We start from the raw sequence: 18,996 nt of genomic DNA, 5'->3' as shown, positions 1-18,996 counted from the left end.
GCGCGGCTGAGCGCACCTGCCGCCAGGCAGATTGCCGAGGCGATCAGGCCGCCCGCGTACGCGTTGGCGGGGTCGATCGCGGCGACCGCGAAGCCCACGACGAAGGCGCCGGCCACGAGGGCGATCGAGCCGACTGCCAGGCCGCGGAAGTCACGGCCGCCGCGCGGCACCACCACGTAGCGCCAGAAGACGTACGCTCCGACTGCGGCCATTGCCGACGCGACCGACCACGGGACGCCTCCCGCGCCCGCGACCTGGTCGTCGCGGTCGTTCACCGCCGCGTGCACGACCGTTCCGGGTGCCGCCAGCAGCGCCCATGCGGCGATCAGGGCCACAACCGCCGTGAGCCTGCGTCTCCATGCCGTGGGCCGTGTCATGCGCTGTGCCATCCGCCGTCCGCCCCTTCGATTGACTCGAGCCCTCACGCATCGCGGGCCGTTGCCGAGCCGAGTCGTGTCGTCGCCGGGACAGCACTGTAGGGAAGGTTCAGCCCCCGAAGGTCACCGGCAGCCGGTCAGGTCCGCGCAGCGCGGTGGTCAGCATGCCCTTCACGCGTACTTCGGCGCCCTCTTCGAGGCGCAGGCCGGGCAGCCGCTCCAGCACCACCTTCAGGGCCACGCGCATCTCCGCGATGGCGAGGAACGTGCCGAGGCAGACGTGCGGGCCGTCGCCGAACGCCAGGGTGGCCATCGCGCGTCGGGTGATGTCGAAGCGGTCCGGGTCGGGGTACACCTGCGGGTCGCGGTTGGCGGCGGTGATGCCGAAGATCAGCGGTGTCTCGTCGGGTATGTCGATGCCGTGCCAGTCCCGCACCCGGACGGGGCACATGCGCGGCAGCAGGCCCACCGGCGGTTCCCAGCGCAGCGCCTCCTCGACGGCCCAGGGCAGGTGCTCCTCGGGTGCGGAGAGCAGCAGTTCGAGCTGGTCGGGATGAGTGAGCAGGGCCAGCAGCGCGTTCCCGAGTCCGAGGTACGTCGTGTCCGCGCCGGCCGGGAACAGCAGGCGCAGGAACGACAGGATCTCCTCGTCCGACAGCATGCGGCCTTCGTCGTCGCGGATCGTGGCGAGCGTGGACAGCAGGTCGCCACCGGGCTGCGCGCGGCGCGCGGCCACGATCGGCGTCACATATGCGGTGAACTCCGCCGACGCCCGCTCCGCCGCCTCGGGCGCGAAGGGGTAGTGGAACAGCTCGTACGCCCAGCGCCGGAACTGCTCCTCGTCGTCCACCGGCAGGCCCAGCAGGCGGGTGATCACCTGGATGGGGTACTGGTGCGTGAACTCCGCGACCAGGTCCGCGGATCCGCGGTCGGCGAAGCGGTCCACGATCTCGTGCGCGAGTGGTTCGAGGATGCCGGCGACGTGCCCGTCCATCAGCTTGCGCCGGAACGCGGGTGCCACCAACGCGCGGTTGATGCGGTGTTCCTCGCCGCTCATGCACTGGATCGTGTGGCCCAGAACGGCTTCGGTGGTCGCCGAGTAGATGGCGGCGGACGGGAACGACGCCTCGTCCTTGAACGCGGCCGTGACCAACTCGTGGGAGAGCAGCAGGAGGGCGCGGAATCCGGCGTACGGCACGACGGCGTACGGCTTCTTCGCGCGCAGGCCGGCCAGGACCGCGTGTACGTCCTCGATGTCGTCGAAGGCGAAGTCGATCCCTTCGATGTCGGGCGCGTCCATGAGATCGGGCTGATCGGAGGCGGAACTCATCGACAGCTCCTCGACATTGGCGGGATGGCGAATATTCGCCATCTCGGTGATGTATATTCGGTGCCGTTGCGGACTCTAGGCCGCGGGTGCGGCCGATTCAAGGGCGCGGGAGCATCCAGGGCGCCGGAACGGACGGCGCATGAGCGAGACCGCGGAATCCCCTTCGCCTCCCACCCACCGCGTTGTGGCCGTCGTCGAACTCCTGGCCGCCGATCCGGCGCCGCTCACGGTGGCCGACGTGACCGCGCGCCTCGACCTCAACCGGTCGACAGCCACGGCCGTCCTGTCCGCGCTGGAGGCCACCGGGTGGGTACGCCGTGACCCGGCGGCCCGCACCTATACCCTCGGCCCCGGCCTCCTGGGCGTCGCGGACGCGGTCCGGACCCGCGCGGGCGTCCCCGAATCGCTCGCGCGCGAACTCGACGCCCTGGCCGAGCGCGTCGGCTGCGGGGTGGCGCTGTCCGAGATCGGCCCGGCGCAGATCACCTTTGTCGCCGTCGCGGGTGGCCCCGAGGCGCTGCCGTCCGGCATCGCCGTCGGGACGCGCCTGCCCTTGCGACCACCCGGGGGCGCGGCCGTGATGCCGTGGCGCCCGCCCGCCGACCGCGCGGCCTGGCTCGCGCGCGGACCGGAGGGCAGCCGCGAAGAGCTGGCGGAACTGCTGGTGCTGGCCCAGGCGACAGGCGTCGCGCTGTGGCGGCCCACCGCCGAGCACGGGCAGCTTCTGGCCGTGCTGCGCGACGTCGTGGACCTGCTGGACGCGCATCCGGGGCGGGCGGACCTGCGGTCGCGCGTGCTGGACCAGTTGGTCGTGATCGGCGGACAGCCGTACACCAAGGCGGACCTCGACGACGACCGCCCGCTGCCCCTCAGCTATCTGTCCGCTCCGGTGTTCGACGGGGCCGGGCGCGCGCGGCACGAGTTGCAGATCGGTCCGCTGCGGGCGGCGGTCGGCAAGGACGAACGCGCGCGGTACATCCGCGAGTTGCAGGCCGCCGCCGAGCGGATCGGGGGAGCCTGACCGCCGCCTCGCGCCCCGTCCGGCGCGCCTCGGCACGCCCGCGCCCGGCCACGGTCCGGCCCGCCCGGGCCGTGCCCCCGGCCGCCCGGGCTGTCGCCGGACCCGGCCCGAGCGTGCCGCCGTCGGATCGCACGGGGCGAGGCGTACCGTACGGACATGCAGCTCACCAAGATCGGCCACTCGTGCGTGCGCCTCCATGCCAAGGGCATCACCATCGTCATCGACCCGGGCGCGTTCAACCCCGCCGACGTCCTCGACGGCGCCGACGCGGTCCTGGTGACGCACGAGCACTTCGACCATGTCGTGCCCGACCAACTGCGGGCCGCGCTGGCCGACAACCCCGAGCTCCAGGTATGGACGAACCCGGCTCTCGCCGCACAGTTCGCCGACCTCGGCGGCCGGGTGCTGGCCGTGACGCACGGCGACACGTTCGAGATCGGCGGCACCGGGGGCGTCCCGGTCCACGTGTACGGCGAGAAGCACGCCACCATCCACCGCGACATCCCGCTCGTCGACAACGTCGGGTTCCTGGTCGGCGGAGAGGTGTTCCACCCCGGAGACGCGCTGACCGTCCCCGACGCGCCGGTGCCGACGCTGCTGACCCCTGCCGCCGCGCCCTGGCTGAAGGTCGCCGAGGCGGCGGACTACGTGCGCGAGGTGGCGCCGCGCCGCGCGATCCTCATCCACGACGCGGTGCTGAGCGACGCGGGCCGCGAGGTGCACACGCGTCTGCTGACCGGCCTGACGGAGGGGCCGGAGCGGGACGTCGTCACCGCGACGCCCGGCGAGCCCCTCACCTTGGGCTGACCCCGACGCCGCCGACCGGGTGCGCAAAACCGGTTGGGCTCGCGCGGGAGGCGCTGTAGACAGATGGCATGAGCGACTACCGCATCCGTGCCGCGACCCGCGACGACATCGACGATGTACTGGCCTTCTGGGCCGTGGCCGCCGAAGGCACGAGCATCAGCGACGACCGGGACGGTGTGGCCGGGCTGGTCGCCCGTGACCCCGATGCGATGCTGATCGCGACGTCTGCCGCCGGTGACTCCGCCATCGTCGGTACGGTGGTCGCCGGCTGGGACGGATGGCGGTGCCACCTGTACCGGCTCGCCGTGGACCCGGCCCTGCGGCGGCGCGGCATCGGGCGCCTGCTCCTGGACGCCGCGGAACAGCGCTTCGTCGCACTCGGCGGGCGACGCGGCGATGCCATGGTCCTGGACCGCAACACCTCGGGCCGCGCGGCCTGGGCGGCGTCGGGGTATCAGCCCGAGCCGCACTGGACGCGGTGGGTCAAGCCGTTCGCGGCCGGTTGACCGGAGTCGGCACCCGCGCCGCCTCACCGGGAGCGCGGACGGGAACCGGCCGCCGTACCCGGCCTGTTCCGCGCTCCGGAGACCGAATGATCAGCGGCGGCCGAGGTCGTCGAGGGCCTTGCCGGTCAGGCGGTAGACGGTCCACTCGTCCTGCGGGGTCGCGCCCAGCGACTTGTAGAAGCCGATCGCCGGGTCGTTCCAGTCCAGGACCGACCATTCGACGCGGCCGTACCCGCGCTCGACGGCGATGCGGGCGAGTTCGGCCAGCAGGGCGCGGCCGTGGCCGCCGCCGCGCGAGTCGGGCGTGACGTACAGGTCTTCGAGATAGACGCCGGGCTTGCCGAGCCAGGTGGAGTACGACGTGAACCACAGGGCGAAGCCCTGCGGGGTGCCGTCCGCGTCCTCGGCGATGAGCGCGTTCGCGGCCGGGGTCGGACCGAACAGATCGCGTTCGAGATCCGCTTCGGTGGCGTGCACCTCGTGCGCGGCCCGCTCGTACTCGGCGAGCTCGCGTACGAAGCGCAGGATCGTGGGAACGTCGTCGCGCGTGGCGGTTCTGATCATGTGCGGCACGGTACCGGGTGGTTTGGATGGCGGGCCACGGCATTGCGGGTGGCGCATCGCACGGGCCCGTCGCCCTTGCGTCCGCACGCGCTCGCGCGTGGACTGTCCTGCGCCGGGAACCGAAGAGGCGTCACCGGCATCCCCCATGGGGGATGGCGTTCCGCACGCACCTGCCGGTCGCCCGGACCCGCCGTCGTCCCGGGCGCGGATTCGCAGTTGTCGCGTCGGGCCGCCGTCCTCCACGATGTCCTCCGGCTGTTCCCCGCACCGCCCGTCCCAACGCGCTCCGCCCTGTCCCCGCGAAGGAGTTCCCGTGACCGCCGCGCCCGTGCCCTGGACGCTCGACCACCTCACCGGCCAGGAGGTCGCCGTTCCGGCGATGCGGCAGACGATCAGAACGATATATACCGAGGTGTATGCCGAAGAACCGTATCTTCGGTCCGAGTCCGACGCCCGGGACTGGGACGAGAACGTGCTGCCCCGGCACCTGGACGCGCCCGGCTTCGCGCTCGTCTTCGCCCGGACCGCCGAGGACTCGATACCCATGGGGTTCGGCCTGGGCGTCCCGCTGCCCGCGGACAACCGCTGGTGGTCCGGCATGGTCGACCCGCTGCCCGAGCCGATGACGGTCGAGGACGGCCGGCAGACCTTCGCGGTCTACGAGTTCGCGGTACGAAAGGCTTACCGGCGCCAGGGCCTCGGCACCGCGATGCACAACGCCCTGGTCGGCCCGTGGACCGGCACGCGCACCACGCTGACGCTGCGCGCAAGTTCCCCGGCCGCGGTCGGGTTCTGGGACAGCCAGGGGTACCGCTCGGTCGGCTTCTCGCGGCCGTACCCGCTCGCCCCGCTCTACACGATGATGCTGCGCGACCACACGCCGCCCAGCGGCCGGGACGACTGACCGGCCGCGTGGCGCCTCCGCCCGGCCGGCCCTCGGGTCGGCCGGGCGGCCGGGCCCGCGGCCGGTCGCGCACGCGAGGTCACGACAGCGCGGGGATGATCCGTTCGCCGTACGCCGCGATGGTGGACTCGCGCGCGTCGTGCATCGCGTACACGGCGAACTGGTCCACGCCCAGGTCCCGCAACTCCATCAGGCGCTCCAACTGCGTCTCGACCGGCCCGATGAGGCAGAACCGCTCGACGATTTCGTCCGGGACGAACTGCGTCGACGGGTTGTCGGCCCGGCCGTGGTGCGAGTAGTCGTAGCCCTGCCGGCCCTTGATGTACTCGGTCAGCTCCTCCGGGACCGCCGACGAGTGCTCGCCGTACCGCGCCACCAGGTCGGCGACGTGGTTGCCGACCATGCCCCCGAACCACCGGCACTGCTCGCGCGCGTGGGCGACCGCGGCGGCCGTGTCCTCGCAGACGTAGGCGGGGGCCGCGACGCACACCTTGATCGCCGCGGGGTCCCGGCCCGCGCGCACCGCGGCGGCACGCACCGCCTTGACCATGTACTCGGTCAGGTACGGATCGGCCAACTGCAGGATGAAGCCGTCCGCCTGACGCCCCACCAGCTCCAGCGCCCGCGGACCGTACGCCGCCATCCACATCGGCAGGCTCGACCCCTCCCGCACCCACGGGATCCGCACGCGCGTGCCGTGCATGTCGACCTCGCGGCCCTCGGCCAATTCCTTGACGACGCGCATGGCCTCGCCGAGGCGTTCCAGCGTGGCCGGCTTGCCGCCGGGGACCCGGACCGCCGAGTCGCCGCGCCCGATGCCGCAGATGGTGCGGTCGCCGTACATCTCGTTGAGGGTCGCGAACAGCGAGGCGGTGACGGTCCAGTCGCGCGTGAGCGGATTGGTGACCATCGGTCCGACGGTGATCGTCGACGTCTCGGCGAGCACGCGACTGTAGATGACGAACGGCTCCTGCCACAAGACGACGGAGTCGAACGTCCAGCCGTGCGTGAACCCGGCGCGCTCGGCGGTCTTCAGCAGCTCGACGACCTCGGACGCGGGCGGGTCCGCCTGGAGCACCAGACCGAAGTCCATGCGCGTTTCTCTCCTTACCGGGCCCTACCAGGGCCACGCCGGGGGCCGATCACGGCGATCACACCGTCGATGCCGTTCACACCGTTCACACCGTTCACACCAGGTACTGGCAGGTGTCGCGCTTGAGGTACGAGCCGTGTCCGGCGTGCCCCGTGTACTTCCCGTCGTCCACCACGACCGTGCCGCGCGAGAGCACGGTGCGGGCCCGGCCGGTGAGTCGCCGGCCCTCGTACGCCGAGTAGTCGACGTTCATGTGGTGCGTCGCGGCGGACACCGTCTGCTCGGCGGCCGGGTCGTACACCACCAGGTCGGCGTCCGCGCCGGGCGCGATCGTGCCCTTGCGGGGGTAGAGCCCGAACATCCGCGCCGGGGTCGCGCACGCCAGCTCGATCCAGCGGCGCCGCGTGATGTGCCCGTCGAGCACCGCCTGGTGCAGCAGGTCCATGCGGTTCTCGACGCCGGGGAGGCCGTTGGGGATCTTCGAGAAGTCGTCGCGCCCGAGGTCCTTCTGGCCCACGAAGCAGAACGGGCAGTGGTCGGTGGACACCACGGACAGGTCGTCGGACCGCAGGCCGCGCCACAGGGCGGCCTGGTGCTCGACCGGCCGAAGAGGCGTGGAGCAGACGTACTTCGCGCCCTCGAAGCCGGGGCGGGCCAGGTCGTCCGTCGACAGGAACAGGTACTGCGGGCACGTCTCGCCGAACACGTTCAGGCCGAGGTCCCGGGCAGCGGTCAGTTCGGCGACGGCCTCCGCGGCCGACACGTGCACCACGTACAGCGGGCTGCCGGCGACGCGCGCGAGCTGGATCGCCCGGTGGGTCGCCTCGGCCTCCAGCAGGGCCTTGCGGACCTCGCCGTGCACGCGCGGATCGGTCCGCCCGTTGGCGAGCGCCTGCTCGATCAGCACGTCGATGGCGATGCCGTTCTCCGCGTGCATCATCGGCAGCGCCCCGTTGTTCGCGGCCTGCTGCATCGCACGCAGGATGCGTCCGTCGTCGCTGTAGAGGACGCCCGGGTAGGCCATGAACATCTTGAAGCTGGTGACGCCCTCGCTGACGAGCTGGTCCATCTCCTTGAGCACCGCGTCGTTCACGTCCGCGAGGATCATGTGGAACGCGTAGTCGATCGCGCAGTTGCCGTCGGCCTTGGCGTGCCACGCGTCGAGCCCCGCGCGCAGGGTCCCGCCGACCTGCTGGATGGCGAAGTCGACGATCGTCGTCGTGCCGCCGAACGCGGCCGCGCGGGTGCCGGTCTCGAACGTGTCGGACGCGACCGTGCCGCCGAAGGGCATCTCCATGTGGGTGTGCGCGTCCACGCCGCCCGGGATCACGTACATCCCGGTCGCGTCGACGACGCGGTCCGCGCCGGGCGCCCAGGCCTCGGCGACCTCGGGTGCGGCGAGGGCCGCGACGCGCTCGCCGTCGACCAGCACGTCGGCGTACGTCTCCTCGGCGGCGGTCACCACAAGGCCGCCGCGGATCAGGGTGCGGGCCACGTCGTCATGCCTCCGTCAGCGGGCCGTACGCGTCGGGGCGCCGGTCGCGGTAGAAGGCCCACTGGTTGCGGACCTCGTCGATCAGGCCGAAGTCGAGGTCGCGGACCACGAGTTCCTCGTCTCGGTCGGACGCGGGCTCGCCCACGAACTGCCCGCGCGGGTCGACGAAGTAGCTGGTGCCGTAGAAGTCGTTGTCGCCGTACTCCTCGACCCCGACGCGGTTGATCGCCGCGATGAAGTACTCGTTGGCGACCGCGGCCGCGGGCTGTTCGAGTTGCCACAGGTACGCGGACAGTCCGCGGCTGGTCGCCGACGGGTTGTACACGAGCTGCGCGCCCGCGAGGCCCAGCGCGCGCCAGCCTTCCGGGAAGTGGCGGTCGTAGCAGATGTAGACGCCGATCCGGCCGACCGCGGTGTCGAACACCGGCCAGCCGAGGTTGCCGGGCCGGAAGTAGTACTTCTCCCAGAAGCCCTTGACCTGCGGGATGTGGTGCTTGCGGTACTTGCCGAGCACGGTCCCGTCGGCGTCGATGACGGCCGCGGTGTTGTAGTAGAAGCCGGACTGCTCGACCTCGTAGACCGGCACGACGAGCACCATGCCCAGTTCCCGCGCGAGGGTGCTCATACGGGCGGTCGTCGGGCCCTCGGGCACCGGTTCGGCCCAGCCGTAGTGCTCCGGTTCCTGGACCTGGCAGAAGTAGGGAGCGTTGAACACCTCCTGGAAGCCCATGATCTGGGCCCCCTGCGCAGCGGCCTGCCGGGCGTATGCCTCGTGGACGTCCACCATCGACGCACCGTCGCCCGTCCACTTGGCCTGTACGAGCGCGGCGCGCACGATCTGCGGCATAACGAACCCCCTCATCGCTAGGCAAATCCCCCGCAAAGGGAAGCGACGACTGTAACTCCGTGACCTGCCCCGGGAGAAGGAGGCGGCGCCGACGAATCCATGTGTCGCGGCCTGCCCTCGCGCGCGGAGGCCGCGGCATGATGGGGTTACCGGTGGGTAGTGATCGTCGGCGACGACCCCGGTGGCACCCCGGCAGCGGCCGGGCGGTGACCGGGCAGCGACTGGGCAGCGACTGGGCAGTGATCTCGGGAGGCGGCATGGGAGCAGGACCTTTGGCGGACGGCGGGCCCCCGCTCGACCTCCGGACGGCATCGAAGACGCTGGAGGCCCAGCCGTTCAGCGTGCTGCTCGGCGCCCGCCTGACGGCCTTCGGCGACGGCGGCGCGACGATCGAGGTCGACGTACGCGAGGAACTGCGGCAGCAGAACGGGTTCGTGCACGGGGGAGTGCTCGCCTACCTCGCGGACAACGCCGTCACCTTCGCGGCGGGCACGGTCCTCGGCCCGGCGATCCTGACGGCCGGCTTCGCGGTGACGTACGTGCGTCCCGCTTCGGGTGTGCTCCTGCGGGCCCGTGCGACCGTGCTGACGTCGACGCGGTCCCAGGCGGTGTGTTCCTGCGAGATCGCGGCCGTCGACGAGAGCGGTGCCGAGCGCATCTGCGCGACTGCCCAGGGCACCGTGCGCCGCGCCCAATAGCCCAAGGCCGGCGGGCGGACCGCCCGAAGCGGAAATAATGAGTGTTGACTCTCAAATGAGAGTCGGCAATCATCACGGCGTGCTGCCGATCCCCATCCCCGTTTCCGACTTCTCCCCGCAAACCGGCCTCCGCGACGCCGCGGCGGCCGGCCCCGACCCCGGCTCCGACCCGGGCCCGGCCTCCGGCGGCGGCCTGCGCGCCCGCAAGAAGCTGCTGGTGCGGGCAGCCATCGTCGACGCCGCGCTCGACCTGTTCGCCGAGCGCGGCTACGACACGACCACCGTGCCCGAGATCGCGGCCCGCGCCGGCGTCTCGCCGGCCACCGTGGCCCGGTACTTCCCGGCCAAGGACGCCCTGCTGTTCCCGGAGCGCGGTGTACGCGTGCCCGCGCTGCGCGCCGCGGTCCTCGCCCGCCCGGCCGACGAGCCGCCGCTGCGCGCCGTCCTCGGCGCGGTGGCCCAACAGCCGCCCATGGAAGCCGAGTCGCTGCGGCGACTCGCCCTGCAACGACGCGCCATCGGCAGTTCGGCGGTCCTGCGCGGCCGCGCGCTCGGCCTGCTCGGGCAGTGGCGCGACGGCATCGCCGAGGCGGTGGCCGAACGCGAGGGCCTGTCACGCGAGTCCGCCCACGTCCTGGCCACCGCGGTCGTGGCGGTCCTGGACGACGTCACCGAGCGCTGGGCCGCCGAGGGCGCCGCGGACGGCCTCCAGGAGCGGGCGCTGGCCGCCCTGGCGGTCCTCGCCGGTGCGGCGGGAGACATGAACACCGGTTCCAGCAAGGGAGATTCCCGTGCCCGTGAATGACCGCGACTCCTCGACCGAGCCGGTCGTCGTCGTGTCCGCCGACTGCCACATAGGCCCGCGCCTCGTCGAGGACCTGCGTCCGTACTGCCCGGCCGACCTGCTCGACGCGTACGACGCGTACGTCGCCGACCCCGGCCGCTCGCGCGGCCGCTACCTGGAGCGCGAGGACGCCGTCGACCCCGACTCCCCGTGGCGGAACCGGCTCACCGACGGCCATCACGACCCCGCCGCCCGCCGCCGCGACCTGGACCACGAGGGCATCGCCGCGGAAGTCGTCTTCCACGGCAGCCAGAACGACCAGCCGGTGCCCTTCCAGACCTCGATGCTCGGCCCCAACGACGACCCGGAGCTCGCGGCGGCCGGCATCCGGATCTACAACCGCTGGCTCGCCGACGTGTGCCGGGCGGCGCCGCACCGCCACGTCGGCCTCGCGCACCTGCCGATGTGGGACGTCGACGCCGCGGTGGCCGAGCTGCGCCGGGCGGCGGACGCGGGCCTGCGCGGCGTGAACTTCCCCGCGCCGCGCCCGTGGCTGCGGCACTACAACGACCGCGCCTGGGAGCCGTTCTGGGCCGCCGCCGAGGAACTGTCGATGCCGCTGACCACCCACTCCGGGGCCGGCGACCCGACGTTGTACGCGGGCCCCGAACTCGGCGCCCTCCAACAGATCGAGTCCGGCGGCTGGTTCAGCCGCCGCGCGGCACACCACATGATCTTCTCCGGCGTGTTCGAACGGCACCCCGGCCTCGTCCTGGTCCTGACCGAGCAGCCGGGCGAGTGGTGGCCGTATCTGGCGACCGAACTGGACACCGTGCACATGTCCGCGACCCGCGGCAACCCCGGGCTCGCCGCACAGGTCCCCGAACTCCCCAGCCACTACCTGCACCGCAACGTCTACATCGGGGGCAGCTTCCTCTCCCGCACCGAGGCCGTCGGCGCGATCCGGGACGGGTACGCCGACCGCATCATGTGGGGCTCGGACTATCCGCACATGGAGGGCACGTACCAGTACCAGCGCCCCGAGACCCCCGACGCCGAGCGCGTCGCCATGGGCAAGCTGTCGATCCGCCGGACGTTCGCGGGGCTCGACAGGGATGCCGTGCGCGCGATGCTCGGCGGTACGGCCGCCAAGGTGTACGGCCTCGACCCGGCCGCACTCGCCGGCACGGCACGCGCGATCGGCGCGATGACATGGGACGAGATCGACACGCCGCTGGACACCGTCCCGGCCGGCGCCAGCCCGTTCGCCTTCCGCACCGTCGGCCCCTGGGCCTGACCGGCTCCCCGTACGCCCCGAGTACGCCCCGACCCGCGCCTCGATCAAACTCCGCACGTCGCCGCCCGCCCGGCCGCCCCCGGCCCCACCGTCCGGGGCGGGCGGCCCGCCGGGTGTGCCCTCCGGACCGACGGGAGTCCCCCATGCGTACGTCTCGAACACTTCGGCGTGCCCTCGCCGCGACAGCCGCCGCCACCGTGCTCGCCCTGGTCTCCGCATGCGGCGGAGACAGCGGCGGCTCCGGCTCCGGCCCGGCCGGCGCGTCCGGCCCGCCCCGGCAAGGCGGTTCCGCCACGATCCTGCTGCCCACCGAGGCGGCCCGCGGCCTGGACCCGACCGCGGCCGCCGTCAACGGCGTCGGCGACGGCAACCGCCTCGCCGCCGTCTACGACGTGTTGTTCTGGATGGACCCCAAGACCGGCCGGGTCGGCCCGGGAATCGGCGAGAGCATCACCGCCGCCGACGACGGGCGCGTGTGGACCCTGCGGATCAGGCCCGGCGTGCGGTTCTCGGACGGCACGCCCTTCGACGCCGAGGCCGTGCGCTTCACCTACGAGCGCCACGCCGACCCGGCCAACCGGTCGCCGCAGTTGTCGAGCGCGGCGGGCCTGCGCCTCCAGGTCGTCGAGCCGCTCGTCCTGCGCATCGAACTCCCGGCGCCCAACGCGCACTTCGACCGGGTGGTGGCGAAGAACCTGACGTACATCGGATCGCCGGAGGCCTACCGCAAGGACCCGAAGGGGTTCGGCGCCAAGCCGGTGGGGGCGGGGCCGTTCGTGCTCAGGCAGTGGCAGCGCGACGCGCAGATGGTGCTGGAGCGCAACCCCGCGTACTGGCAGCCGGGCAAACCCGCACTCGACCGGGTCACCTTCAAGGTCGTCCCCGACATCCAGCAGGCGATGGCGTCGGTGGCCACCGGAAGCGCCACCGCCATGGTCACGGTCGACTACCAGCTCATCGACAAGGGCCGCAAGGACGGCGTCACCGTCGAGCAACTCGACCTGTCCGGCGGCAAGATGGTGGTCTTCAACTCCGCCCGCCCGCCGTTCGACGACCCGCGGGCGCGGCGTGCCGTCGTCCTCGCGCTCAGCGCCGAAGGGTTCAACTCCGTGGTGTACCAAGGCAAGGCGCCCGCGGCCCGCGGGATGTTCGCGCCCGGGACGGCCTTCCACGACCCGGCGTCCCGCACCCCGGACGACGACACCGCCGAGGCGCAGCGCCTGCTGGACGCCCTCGCCGCCGAGGGGCGGCCGCTCGACTTCACCTTCACGACGTACGCGTCACCGCCGAGCGTGAAGACCGCCGAGTACATCCAGTCGCGGCTGCATACACTGCGGAACGCCTCGATGCGCATCGAGACCCTGGAACCAGGGGCCATGACCCTCAAGACCCAGATCTCCCGGGACTTCCAGGCATCGGTCTTCACCCTGTGGATCGACGACCCCGAGCCCGCGCTGTACACCTTCCTGCACAGCGGCGGCGCGACCGCGTGGACCGGCTACCGCGACGCGGACGTCGACCGGGCGCTGGACACCGGGCGGCGCAGCACCGACCCGGCGGTGCGCGCCGCGGCGTACGCGGAAGTGCAGCGCCGACTGGACGCCGACCTGCCCGTCTGGGTGTTCCAGAACGCCGTCGCGGCGCTGGCGCACAAGAACACCCTGACGGACGTCACGCTGTTCAACGACGGCACGGTGCTGTTCGACCGCCTCGCACTGCGCGCCTGACGGCACCGGCCCGCGGCGGTCGGCGTACCCGGCTCGCCCGGTGACCCGACCGCCGGCCACCGGTGCTGCGGTCAGACCTCGGTCGGCCGCTCGTTGTAGACGCCCGCGGGCTCCTGGCCCGAGAGCTTCTGGATCGCGTCCATGATCTCGTCGGTGACCTCGCGGCGGGCCTTGGCCACGTCCTTGCGGTCGTAGTGCGCCGAGAAGTCCAGCGGCTCGCCGAAGCGCACGAGCGCCTTCGGCTTGAACTTGGGGATGCGCGTGCCGACCGGCTGGACCTTGTCGGTGTCGATGACGCCCACCGGGACGACCGGGACCCGGGCGGTCAGCGCGAGCCACGCGACGCCGGTCTTGCCCCGGTAGAGCCGGCCGTCCAGCGACCGGGTGCCCTCCGGGTAGATGCCGAAGGCCATGCCGCGGTCGAGCACGCCCTTGCCGGCCTCCAGCGCCGCCATCGCGCCGCGCTTCTGCTCGCGGGGCACCGGGACCGCCCCGAGGCCCTCGAAGAACGCCCGGCTCGCCGCGCCCTTGACGCCCTTGCCGTCGAAGTACTCGGCCTTGGCCAGGAATGTCACCTGGCGCGGCGCGACAATCGGGATGACCAGGCTGTCGCAGAACGACAGGTGGTTGCTGGCGATGATCACACCACCGGTCTTCGGCACGTTCTCGGTCCCCTCGACATGGGGACGCCAAATCGCCCGCGAGGTCGGTGCGACGACGCGATGCATGAAGTGGTAGATCAGCACGGCTTCCCCCGGTCGGGTTTAGGGCAGGGGTCACCCTACCCATTCGAGGTCCTCCCATGATGAGCCGCCCACCCCTACGAGTGGTTACCAGCCAGTCACGTTGTGCGCCTCCCCGGCGCGCGCCACCGGCTGAATCCGGTCACTTGCCGCGCAAGGGGCGGAAGAAGGTCCGGATGTCGTCGACCAGCGCCTCCGGTTCCTCCATCGCGGCGAAGTGGCCGCCCGCGGGCATGTCGGTCCAGTGCGTGATGTTGTACTGCCGCTCGGCCCACCGCCGCGACGGCGTTCCGAGTTTCTCGGCCGGGAAGTACGCGCACCCGGTCGGCACCTCCACGCGCTGCCCGGCGGTCGGCGACACCGTGTGCGCGTTCTCGTAGTACAGCCGGGCCGCCGAGTGCGCCGTCCCCGTGACCCAGTACAGCGTGATGTTCGTGAGCAGCTCGTCGCGGGTGAAGCGGCTCTCCACGTCGCCGCCGCAGTCGCTCCAGCCGCGGAACTTCTCCACGATCCACGACGCGAGCCCGGCAGGGGAGTCCACGAGCCCGTGGCCCAGCGTGTACGGCTTGGTGGCCTGCTGGCGCAGGTAGCCGGCCTCGTCGCGGCCCAACTCCCGCATGCGCGCGAGCGACGCGCGTTCCGCGTCGGTGAAGTCGGCGGGGTCGTCGTCCGGTCCGGGGCCGGCGATGAGCAGGTTCACGTGCAGGCCCGCGACGCGCGACGGGTGGGCGCGGGCCAGTTCGGTGGAGACGATGGAGCCCCAGTCGCCGCCCTGTGCGCCGTACCGCGCGTACCCGAGCCGGTCCATCAGCTCGGCGAGGGCGGAGGCCATGCGCGCCGGCCCCCAGCCGGCCTCGCGCACCGGGCTCGACCAGCCGTAGCCGGGCAGCGACGGGCACACGACGTGGAACGCGTCCGGGCCGGGTTCGGTCAGCGGGCCGATGACGTCGAGGAACTCCGCGACCGAGCCGGGCCAGCCATGGCTGACGACGAGCGGCAGCGCGTCGGGGTCGGCCGAGCGTACGTGCAAGAAGTGCAGCGGCTGGTTGTCGATCTCGGTCAGGAAGTTCGGGTGGGCGTTGAGCCGCGCCTCGTGCCGCCGCCAGTCGTACCCGTCCTGCCAGTACGCGCACAGCTCGCGCAGGTACGCGGTGTCCGTGCCCGCGTCCCAGCCCGTGCCCGGCACCGGCTCCGGCCACCGCGTGCGCGCGAGGCGGTCGCGCAGGTCGGCCAGCACGGCGTCCGGCACCTCGATCCGGAACGGACGGATCGTGCCGTCGCCGACGGGAACGGCGTCGTGTGCCGGCACGGCAGCAGACTGGGTCATCGCGGCATCCGATCCCCGGCCGCACCCGGCCGGACATATGACGAGTCGTCAATTTCCTTGTGTCCTATCCCGAACCTGCTCGGACATCAAGCGGGACCGACGCCGTTTCGCCATACTGCCCAGGTGAACTCGCCGTTCCCGCCGCAGCAGCCCGGGCAGCACCCACCGTGGCAACAGCAGCCATGGGAACAGCACCAGGCCTGGCAGCAACAGGCGATGCCACCGCAATACCCCTTCGGCATCCCGCTCGGCGGCACGACGCAGCCGGACACGCGCGCACCCATCCCGCTGCCGCCCGAGGCCGTGCCGCCGGACACGCGCGCGTGGACGACCGCCGCGGCCCAGGTGTGGGCGGCGATCAGGGCGCCGTGGTGGACCTCGCCGTACCCGCCGGTGGCGGCCATCGTCGTCGGCGTCGTGGGGCTCGGCTCGCTCCCGGTCGACACCGCATGCGACTCGAACACCGGGGAGTGCGGCCCCGAATGGGTGCTGTACGTCCTGCTCGGCGGTCTCGTGCTGGCCGTCGCGGCGCTGTTCGCCCAGCCCGTCCTGGCCGTCGTCGGCGCTTTCGTCGGACTCGGCCTCGCGCTCGTCCTGTATCCGCCGCGCCCCGAGGACATCGGCGCCACGTGGCCGTGGTGGCTGCTGCTCGCCGGGCTGGCATGGGCGGTCGTGACCTCCGCGCTACGCGTCACGCGCGTACGAGACCAGCGCTACGCCGCCGAGGAGGCCGCCGGGGCGGTGTCCCACACGGTGCCCGCCGCCGTCCTCGGGCGAACCGTGCAACGCGCCGTCGCACGCCTCGTGTTCGGCCTCGGCGCGCTGGCCCTCAGCGGACTCTGCGTATGGGGCCTGCTCGACGCCTTCGCGGACGACCGCGCACACGCCCGGCGCGCGGACACGGTGTGGGCGACGATCGTCGACGTCGACGACACGACCGCCACGCTGCAGGTCGACGGCGAGCGCGGGCACCGCATATCCGAGAGTGACGACTACGACCGCGAGGCGGGCGAACGGGTCGGCGTGCTGGTCGACGGCGACTGGACCCGGATCGCCGACGAGCGCTTCGACGGAATCACCTGGTGGCTCGGCATCCTGGTGTGCGCCGTGCCCGGCTTGATGCTGACCACGGGGGCGCTGCGCATCCGCAGGCGCGCGCGGCGTCTGCGCCCCGGCGGCGCGGCCGTGGCGGCCCTGCGTGTGCAGGTGCTGTTCGTCGACAGCCGGACGGTGCAGGTGTTCGCGGCCGACGACGAGTCGCGCGGGTGGCCGCTGTTCCGGACGAAGGTCGAGTACTGGGCGACGCCCTTCGGTGCCTATCCGCCGTCGCCCGGGCCGGACGGCGTCGATCTCGCCAAGAAGGCCGAGACCGCGTCCGCCGGCCCGCACTACGCCTACACGCCCATGTGGCACCCGACGCCGTGGCAGCCGCGTGCCTGCGAGGCGGTCCTGTTCGGACCGCCTTACGCCGGGGCCGAGTTCGTGATGCTCGTCGCCCGCGAGCAGGACACGCCGTGCGTCGCCGTGTCGGCCCGCGCGGTACGCCCCCTGCGCAGCGTCGGCGCCCGACCCCCGAAGCCACCCGGCCACTGACCGGCACTCGCGGGGCGCGAGCGGTCAGGCCGCCGGGGCGAGACGGACCCGGACGGTCGCCGGCGTGGTGGCGAACTTGCCGAGCGTACGCGCGTGATGCGCGGGGAAGGCGGCGAGGCGGGCGGCCACGTCGTCGTCCGGCAGGAGCGCGGCGACGCCGGGGAGCCAGCGGCCGCGCAGGTGCACGCGTACGTTCGGGTCGGCCACGAGGTTGCGCACGTACCCCGCGCGTGGTCCGTGCTCGGCGACCAGCCACACCACGGAGTCCTGGTCGCGGACCACCCCGACGACCGTGCGGCGCCGACGTCCTGTCGCGCGCCCGGTGGTCTCGATGACGGCGTGGTGGGGGAGTACGCCCGAGCACGCGAGCATCCGCATCGGCGGGTTGAGTAGCCGGCGCTGGAGCCGGCGGGTCTGGACCTTGCGGTGCCGCGCTTCGGCGGCGTCCAGGGCGGCGGCCTGCTCCGCGGCGCGCTCGGCGCCGTGCCCGGCGGCGGATTCGGTGGCGTTTCCAGTGGCGTTTTCGGTGGTGCGTGCCGTGGTGGCGGGGGCGACGGTCATCGCGCCCGCACCCAGTACCCGGCGGCTGACCACGTCCGCGTCGAGGGGGTGCCGCGCAGGCGGCGGACCGCCGGGATGTGCAGCGCCCCCCACGACAGGAAGGCGGTGCCCGCGGCGACCTGTGCGAAGCCGCCGGTGACGGCCTCGGACCAGGCGAACTCGCGGGCGGCCACGCACCACAGCACCCCCGACCCGCCGATCACGACGGCGTCGGCGATGACGGTGGCCCGTACGAGGGCTCGGGACTTACGGCGTCGTCCCGGCCGGGCGCGCAGCACGCGCTCGCCGACGCGGCCGAGGGGAGTGCCGTGCGTGAGCGCCTGCCACAGGACGAAGAACGCGGCCAGGGCGAGTCCGGCGGCGACGGCCGACGCGGGGCCGCCCCATTCGACGAGGAGGCCCGGCCATGCCGAGGCGACCCAGGCGGCGCCGACGACCGCCCAGGCGGTTCCCTCCCAGCGCAGCGTCTCGGTCCGCGAGGCGTGGGCACGGCGCGGCACGGCGCCGTCGGGACGAGGGTGTTCGGTGGAGGCCGCGGCCGCCCCGGCGACCGATCGGGCTTCGGCTCTGGCGTCGGCTTGGGCGTCGGAGTGTGCGGAGCGGGATGAGGCGGCGCACGGAGTCGTCATGGCAATAAACATAACGAGCGTCATGCCAAAAGACAACGCCTTGCCCGAGGCTCGGTTCTCCGTCGATCACCGTGCCCGGCAGGCGAGTTGGAGGTCGCGGAGGTGTCCGGCGAGGCGCCGCGCGGCCCGTCCCAGCCGTTCCCGGTCGCCCGTCGCCAGGAGGTCGAGCAGCATCCCCGCCAGCGCCGACGCCGCGATCGTGGCCTCGGCCTCCGCGTCGTCGCGGGCCATCCCCGCGCCGACCAGATCGCCCGTCAGGAACTCGACCCACGCCGACATCAGCCGCGCCCGGAAGTCGTCGGCGAGCAGGTCCGCGACCCGGGGAATGGTCAGCGCCTCGAACACCAGCCGGACGCGCGCCAGATGCTCGGGAACCGTGACCCACTCCCAGTACGCGGCCACCACCGTGCCCACGTCCCCCGCGGCGTCGCGCACCGCGGCGCGCGCGGTGCCGACCTGTTCCGCCTCCACGAACTCCAGTACCGCGCGCAGCAGTTCCTCCTTGCTGCCGAACTGGTAGGTCAGTGTGTACGTGCTCACGCCCAGCGCCCCCGCGAGCGGCCTCAGCGACAGGTCGCCCAGCCCGGTGCGCGCCAATTCGTCCACGACCGCGCGCAAGATCTCCGGCCGGCGCTCAGGGTTCGGTTTGCGTCCCATGCGGCGGAAAATACCCGACGCTGACTCCGGCCTGGC

The 18,996-nt window shown here is 72.8% G+C and carries 20 protein-coding genes; 9 read left to right on the top strand and 11 right to left on the bottom strand.

The annotated features are described in order from the left end of the window. Together AB0C36_RS10430 and AB0C36_RS10425 are read right to left on the bottom strand one after the other, a co-directional pair. On the bottom strand, positions 1-377 hold a 377-nt coding region (locus tag AB0C36_RS10430; RefSeq protein WP_358352146.1), incomplete at its 3' end, for a hypothetical protein. A gap of 109 nt (positions 378-486) precedes the next feature. Continuing rightward, positions 487-1,707, bottom strand: a complete 1,221-nt coding sequence (locus tag AB0C36_RS10425; RefSeq protein ID WP_358352144.1) for a cytochrome P450 — start codon at positions 1,705-1,707, stop codon at positions 487-489. A gap of 139 nt (positions 1,708-1,846) precedes the next feature. Between AB0C36_RS10425 and AB0C36_RS10420 the strand changes: the two genes are divergently transcribed. The 3 genes from AB0C36_RS10420 to AB0C36_RS10410 all read left to right on the top strand — a co-directional run bounded on the left by AB0C36_RS10420 (position 1,847) and on the right by AB0C36_RS10410 (position 4,041). Beyond that, a complete protein-coding gene (locus tag AB0C36_RS10420; RefSeq protein WP_358352143.1) occupies positions 1,847-2,728 on the top strand; it encodes an IclR family transcriptional regulator in 882 nt (293 codons plus the stop codon). A 156-nt stretch (positions 2,729-2,884) separates the two neighbouring features. Then, the gene (locus AB0C36_RS10415) at positions 2,885-3,535 is read left to right on the top strand and encodes an MBL fold metallo-hydrolase (RefSeq protein WP_358352141.1); all 651 of its coding nucleotides are present in this window, start codon (positions 2,885-2,887) and stop codon (positions 3,533-3,535) included. Between the two features lie 68 nt (positions 3,536-3,603). Then, complete coding sequence (locus AB0C36_RS10410; protein ID WP_358352139.1) at positions 3,604-4,041, top strand: GNAT family N-acetyltransferase; 438 nt, start codon at positions 3,604-3,606, stop codon at positions 4,039-4,041. Positions 4,042-4,131: 90 nt separating this feature from the next. Here the strand turns inward: AB0C36_RS10410 and AB0C36_RS10405 are convergent, their stop codons facing one another. Beyond that, entirely contained in the window at positions 4,132-4,605 is a 474-nt protein-coding gene (locus AB0C36_RS10405) for a GNAT family N-acetyltransferase (protein WP_358352137.1), read from the bottom strand. A gap of 313 nt (positions 4,606-4,918) precedes the next feature. Between AB0C36_RS10405 and AB0C36_RS10400 the strand changes: the two genes are divergently transcribed. After that, positions 4,919-5,509 carry a GNAT family N-acetyltransferase gene (locus AB0C36_RS10400; RefSeq protein ID WP_358352136.1) on the top strand — a complete coding sequence of 197 codons (591 nt, stop codon included), beginning with the start codon at positions 4,919-4,921 and terminating at the stop codon, positions 5,507-5,509. 79 nt (positions 5,510-5,588) lie between these two features. Here the strand turns inward: AB0C36_RS10400 and AB0C36_RS10395 are convergent, their stop codons facing one another. The 3 genes from AB0C36_RS10395 to AB0C36_RS10385 all read right to left on the bottom strand — a co-directional run bounded on the left by AB0C36_RS10395 (position 5,589) and on the right by AB0C36_RS10385 (position 8,944). Next, complete coding sequence (locus AB0C36_RS10395) at positions 5,589-6,602, bottom strand: TIGR03842 family LLM class F420-dependent oxidoreductase (RefSeq protein ID WP_358352134.1); 1,014 nt, start codon at positions 6,600-6,602, stop codon at positions 5,589-5,591. A gap of 94 nt (positions 6,603-6,696) precedes the next feature. Then, positions 6,697-8,097: a dihydropyrimidinase gene (gene hydA, locus AB0C36_RS10390; protein ID WP_358352133.1), complete on the bottom strand. Its 1,401-nt coding sequence runs from the start codon at positions 8,095-8,097 to the stop codon at positions 6,697-6,699. Positions 8,098-8,101: 4 nt separating this feature from the next. After that, complete coding sequence (locus AB0C36_RS10385) at positions 8,102-8,944, bottom strand: nitrilase-related carbon-nitrogen hydrolase (RefSeq protein ID WP_358352159.1); 843 nt, start codon at positions 8,942-8,944, stop codon at positions 8,102-8,104. A 257-nt stretch (positions 8,945-9,201) separates the two neighbouring features. Here AB0C36_RS10385 and AB0C36_RS10380 point away from each other — a divergent pair, with 257 nt between their 5' ends. From AB0C36_RS10380 to AB0C36_RS10365, 4 genes are all read left to right on the top strand, one after another. Next, positions 9,202-9,642, top strand: a complete 441-nt coding sequence (locus AB0C36_RS10380; protein ID WP_358352131.1) for a PaaI family thioesterase — start codon at positions 9,202-9,204, stop codon at positions 9,640-9,642. Between the two features lie 79 nt (positions 9,643-9,721). Next, a complete protein-coding gene (locus AB0C36_RS10375; protein WP_358352129.1) occupies positions 9,722-10,447 on the top strand; it encodes a TetR/AcrR family transcriptional regulator in 726 nt (241 codons plus the stop codon). Beyond that, positions 10,434-11,723: an amidohydrolase family protein gene (locus tag AB0C36_RS10370; RefSeq protein WP_358352127.1), complete on the top strand. Its 1,290-nt coding sequence runs from the start codon at positions 10,434-10,436 to the stop codon at positions 11,721-11,723. The genes AB0C36_RS10375 and AB0C36_RS10370 overlap by 14 nt, the downstream gene beginning before the upstream one ends. A gap of 143 nt (positions 11,724-11,866) precedes the next feature. Then, complete coding sequence (locus AB0C36_RS10365; protein ID WP_358352125.1) at positions 11,867-13,450, top strand: ABC transporter substrate-binding protein; 1,584 nt, start codon at positions 11,867-11,869, stop codon at positions 13,448-13,450. 71 nt (positions 13,451-13,521) lie between these two features. Here AB0C36_RS10365 and AB0C36_RS10360 read toward each other — a convergent pair whose 3' ends face one another. Together AB0C36_RS10360 and AB0C36_RS10355 are read right to left on the bottom strand one after the other, a co-directional pair. Further along, on the bottom strand, positions 13,522-14,196 hold the full coding sequence (locus tag AB0C36_RS10360; protein ID WP_358352123.1) for a lysophospholipid acyltransferase family protein: 675 nt from the start codon (positions 14,194-14,196) through the stop codon (positions 13,522-13,524). A 139-nt stretch (positions 14,197-14,335) separates the two neighbouring features. Further along, the gene (locus AB0C36_RS10355; protein WP_358352121.1) at positions 14,336-15,520 is read right to left on the bottom strand and encodes an epoxide hydrolase family protein; all 1,185 of its coding nucleotides are present in this window, start codon (positions 15,518-15,520) and stop codon (positions 14,336-14,338) included. Positions 15,521-15,643: 123 nt separating this feature from the next. Between AB0C36_RS10355 and AB0C36_RS10350 the strand changes: the two genes are divergently transcribed. Then, on the top strand, positions 15,644-17,113 hold the full coding sequence (locus AB0C36_RS10350) for a hypothetical protein (RefSeq protein WP_358352119.1): 1,470 nt from the start codon (positions 15,644-15,646) through the stop codon (positions 17,111-17,113). A gap of 24 nt (positions 17,114-17,137) precedes the next feature. On the opposite strand, the gene AB0C36_RS10345 is transcribed toward AB0C36_RS10350, so the two are convergent. The 3 genes from AB0C36_RS10345 to AB0C36_RS10335 form a co-directional block, all read right to left on the bottom strand. After that, a complete protein-coding gene (locus AB0C36_RS10345) occupies positions 17,138-17,674 on the bottom strand; it encodes a nitroreductase/quinone reductase family protein (protein ID WP_358352117.1) in 537 nt (178 codons plus the stop codon). Further along, complete coding sequence (locus AB0C36_RS10340) at positions 17,671-18,303, bottom strand: hypothetical protein (RefSeq protein ID WP_358352115.1); 633 nt, start codon at positions 18,301-18,303, stop codon at positions 17,671-17,673. The genes AB0C36_RS10345 and AB0C36_RS10340 overlap by 4 nt, the downstream gene beginning before the upstream one ends. A 66-nt stretch (positions 18,304-18,369) precedes the next feature. Next, positions 18,370-18,960, bottom strand: coding sequence for a TetR/AcrR family transcriptional regulator (locus AB0C36_RS10335; RefSeq protein ID WP_358352113.1), 591 nt, complete (start codon positions 18,958-18,960; stop codon positions 18,370-18,372). Positions 18,961-18,996 lie beyond the last annotated feature (36 nt).

The organism is Streptodolium elevatio, assembly GCF_040649515.1.
Classification (GTDB): Bacteria; Actinomycetota; Actinomycetes; order Streptomycetales; family Streptomycetaceae; genus Yinghuangia; species Yinghuangia elevatio.
The sequence above is the reverse complement of the archived record's forward strand: the minus strand, read 5'-3'. Positions and strand labels throughout refer to the sequence as shown.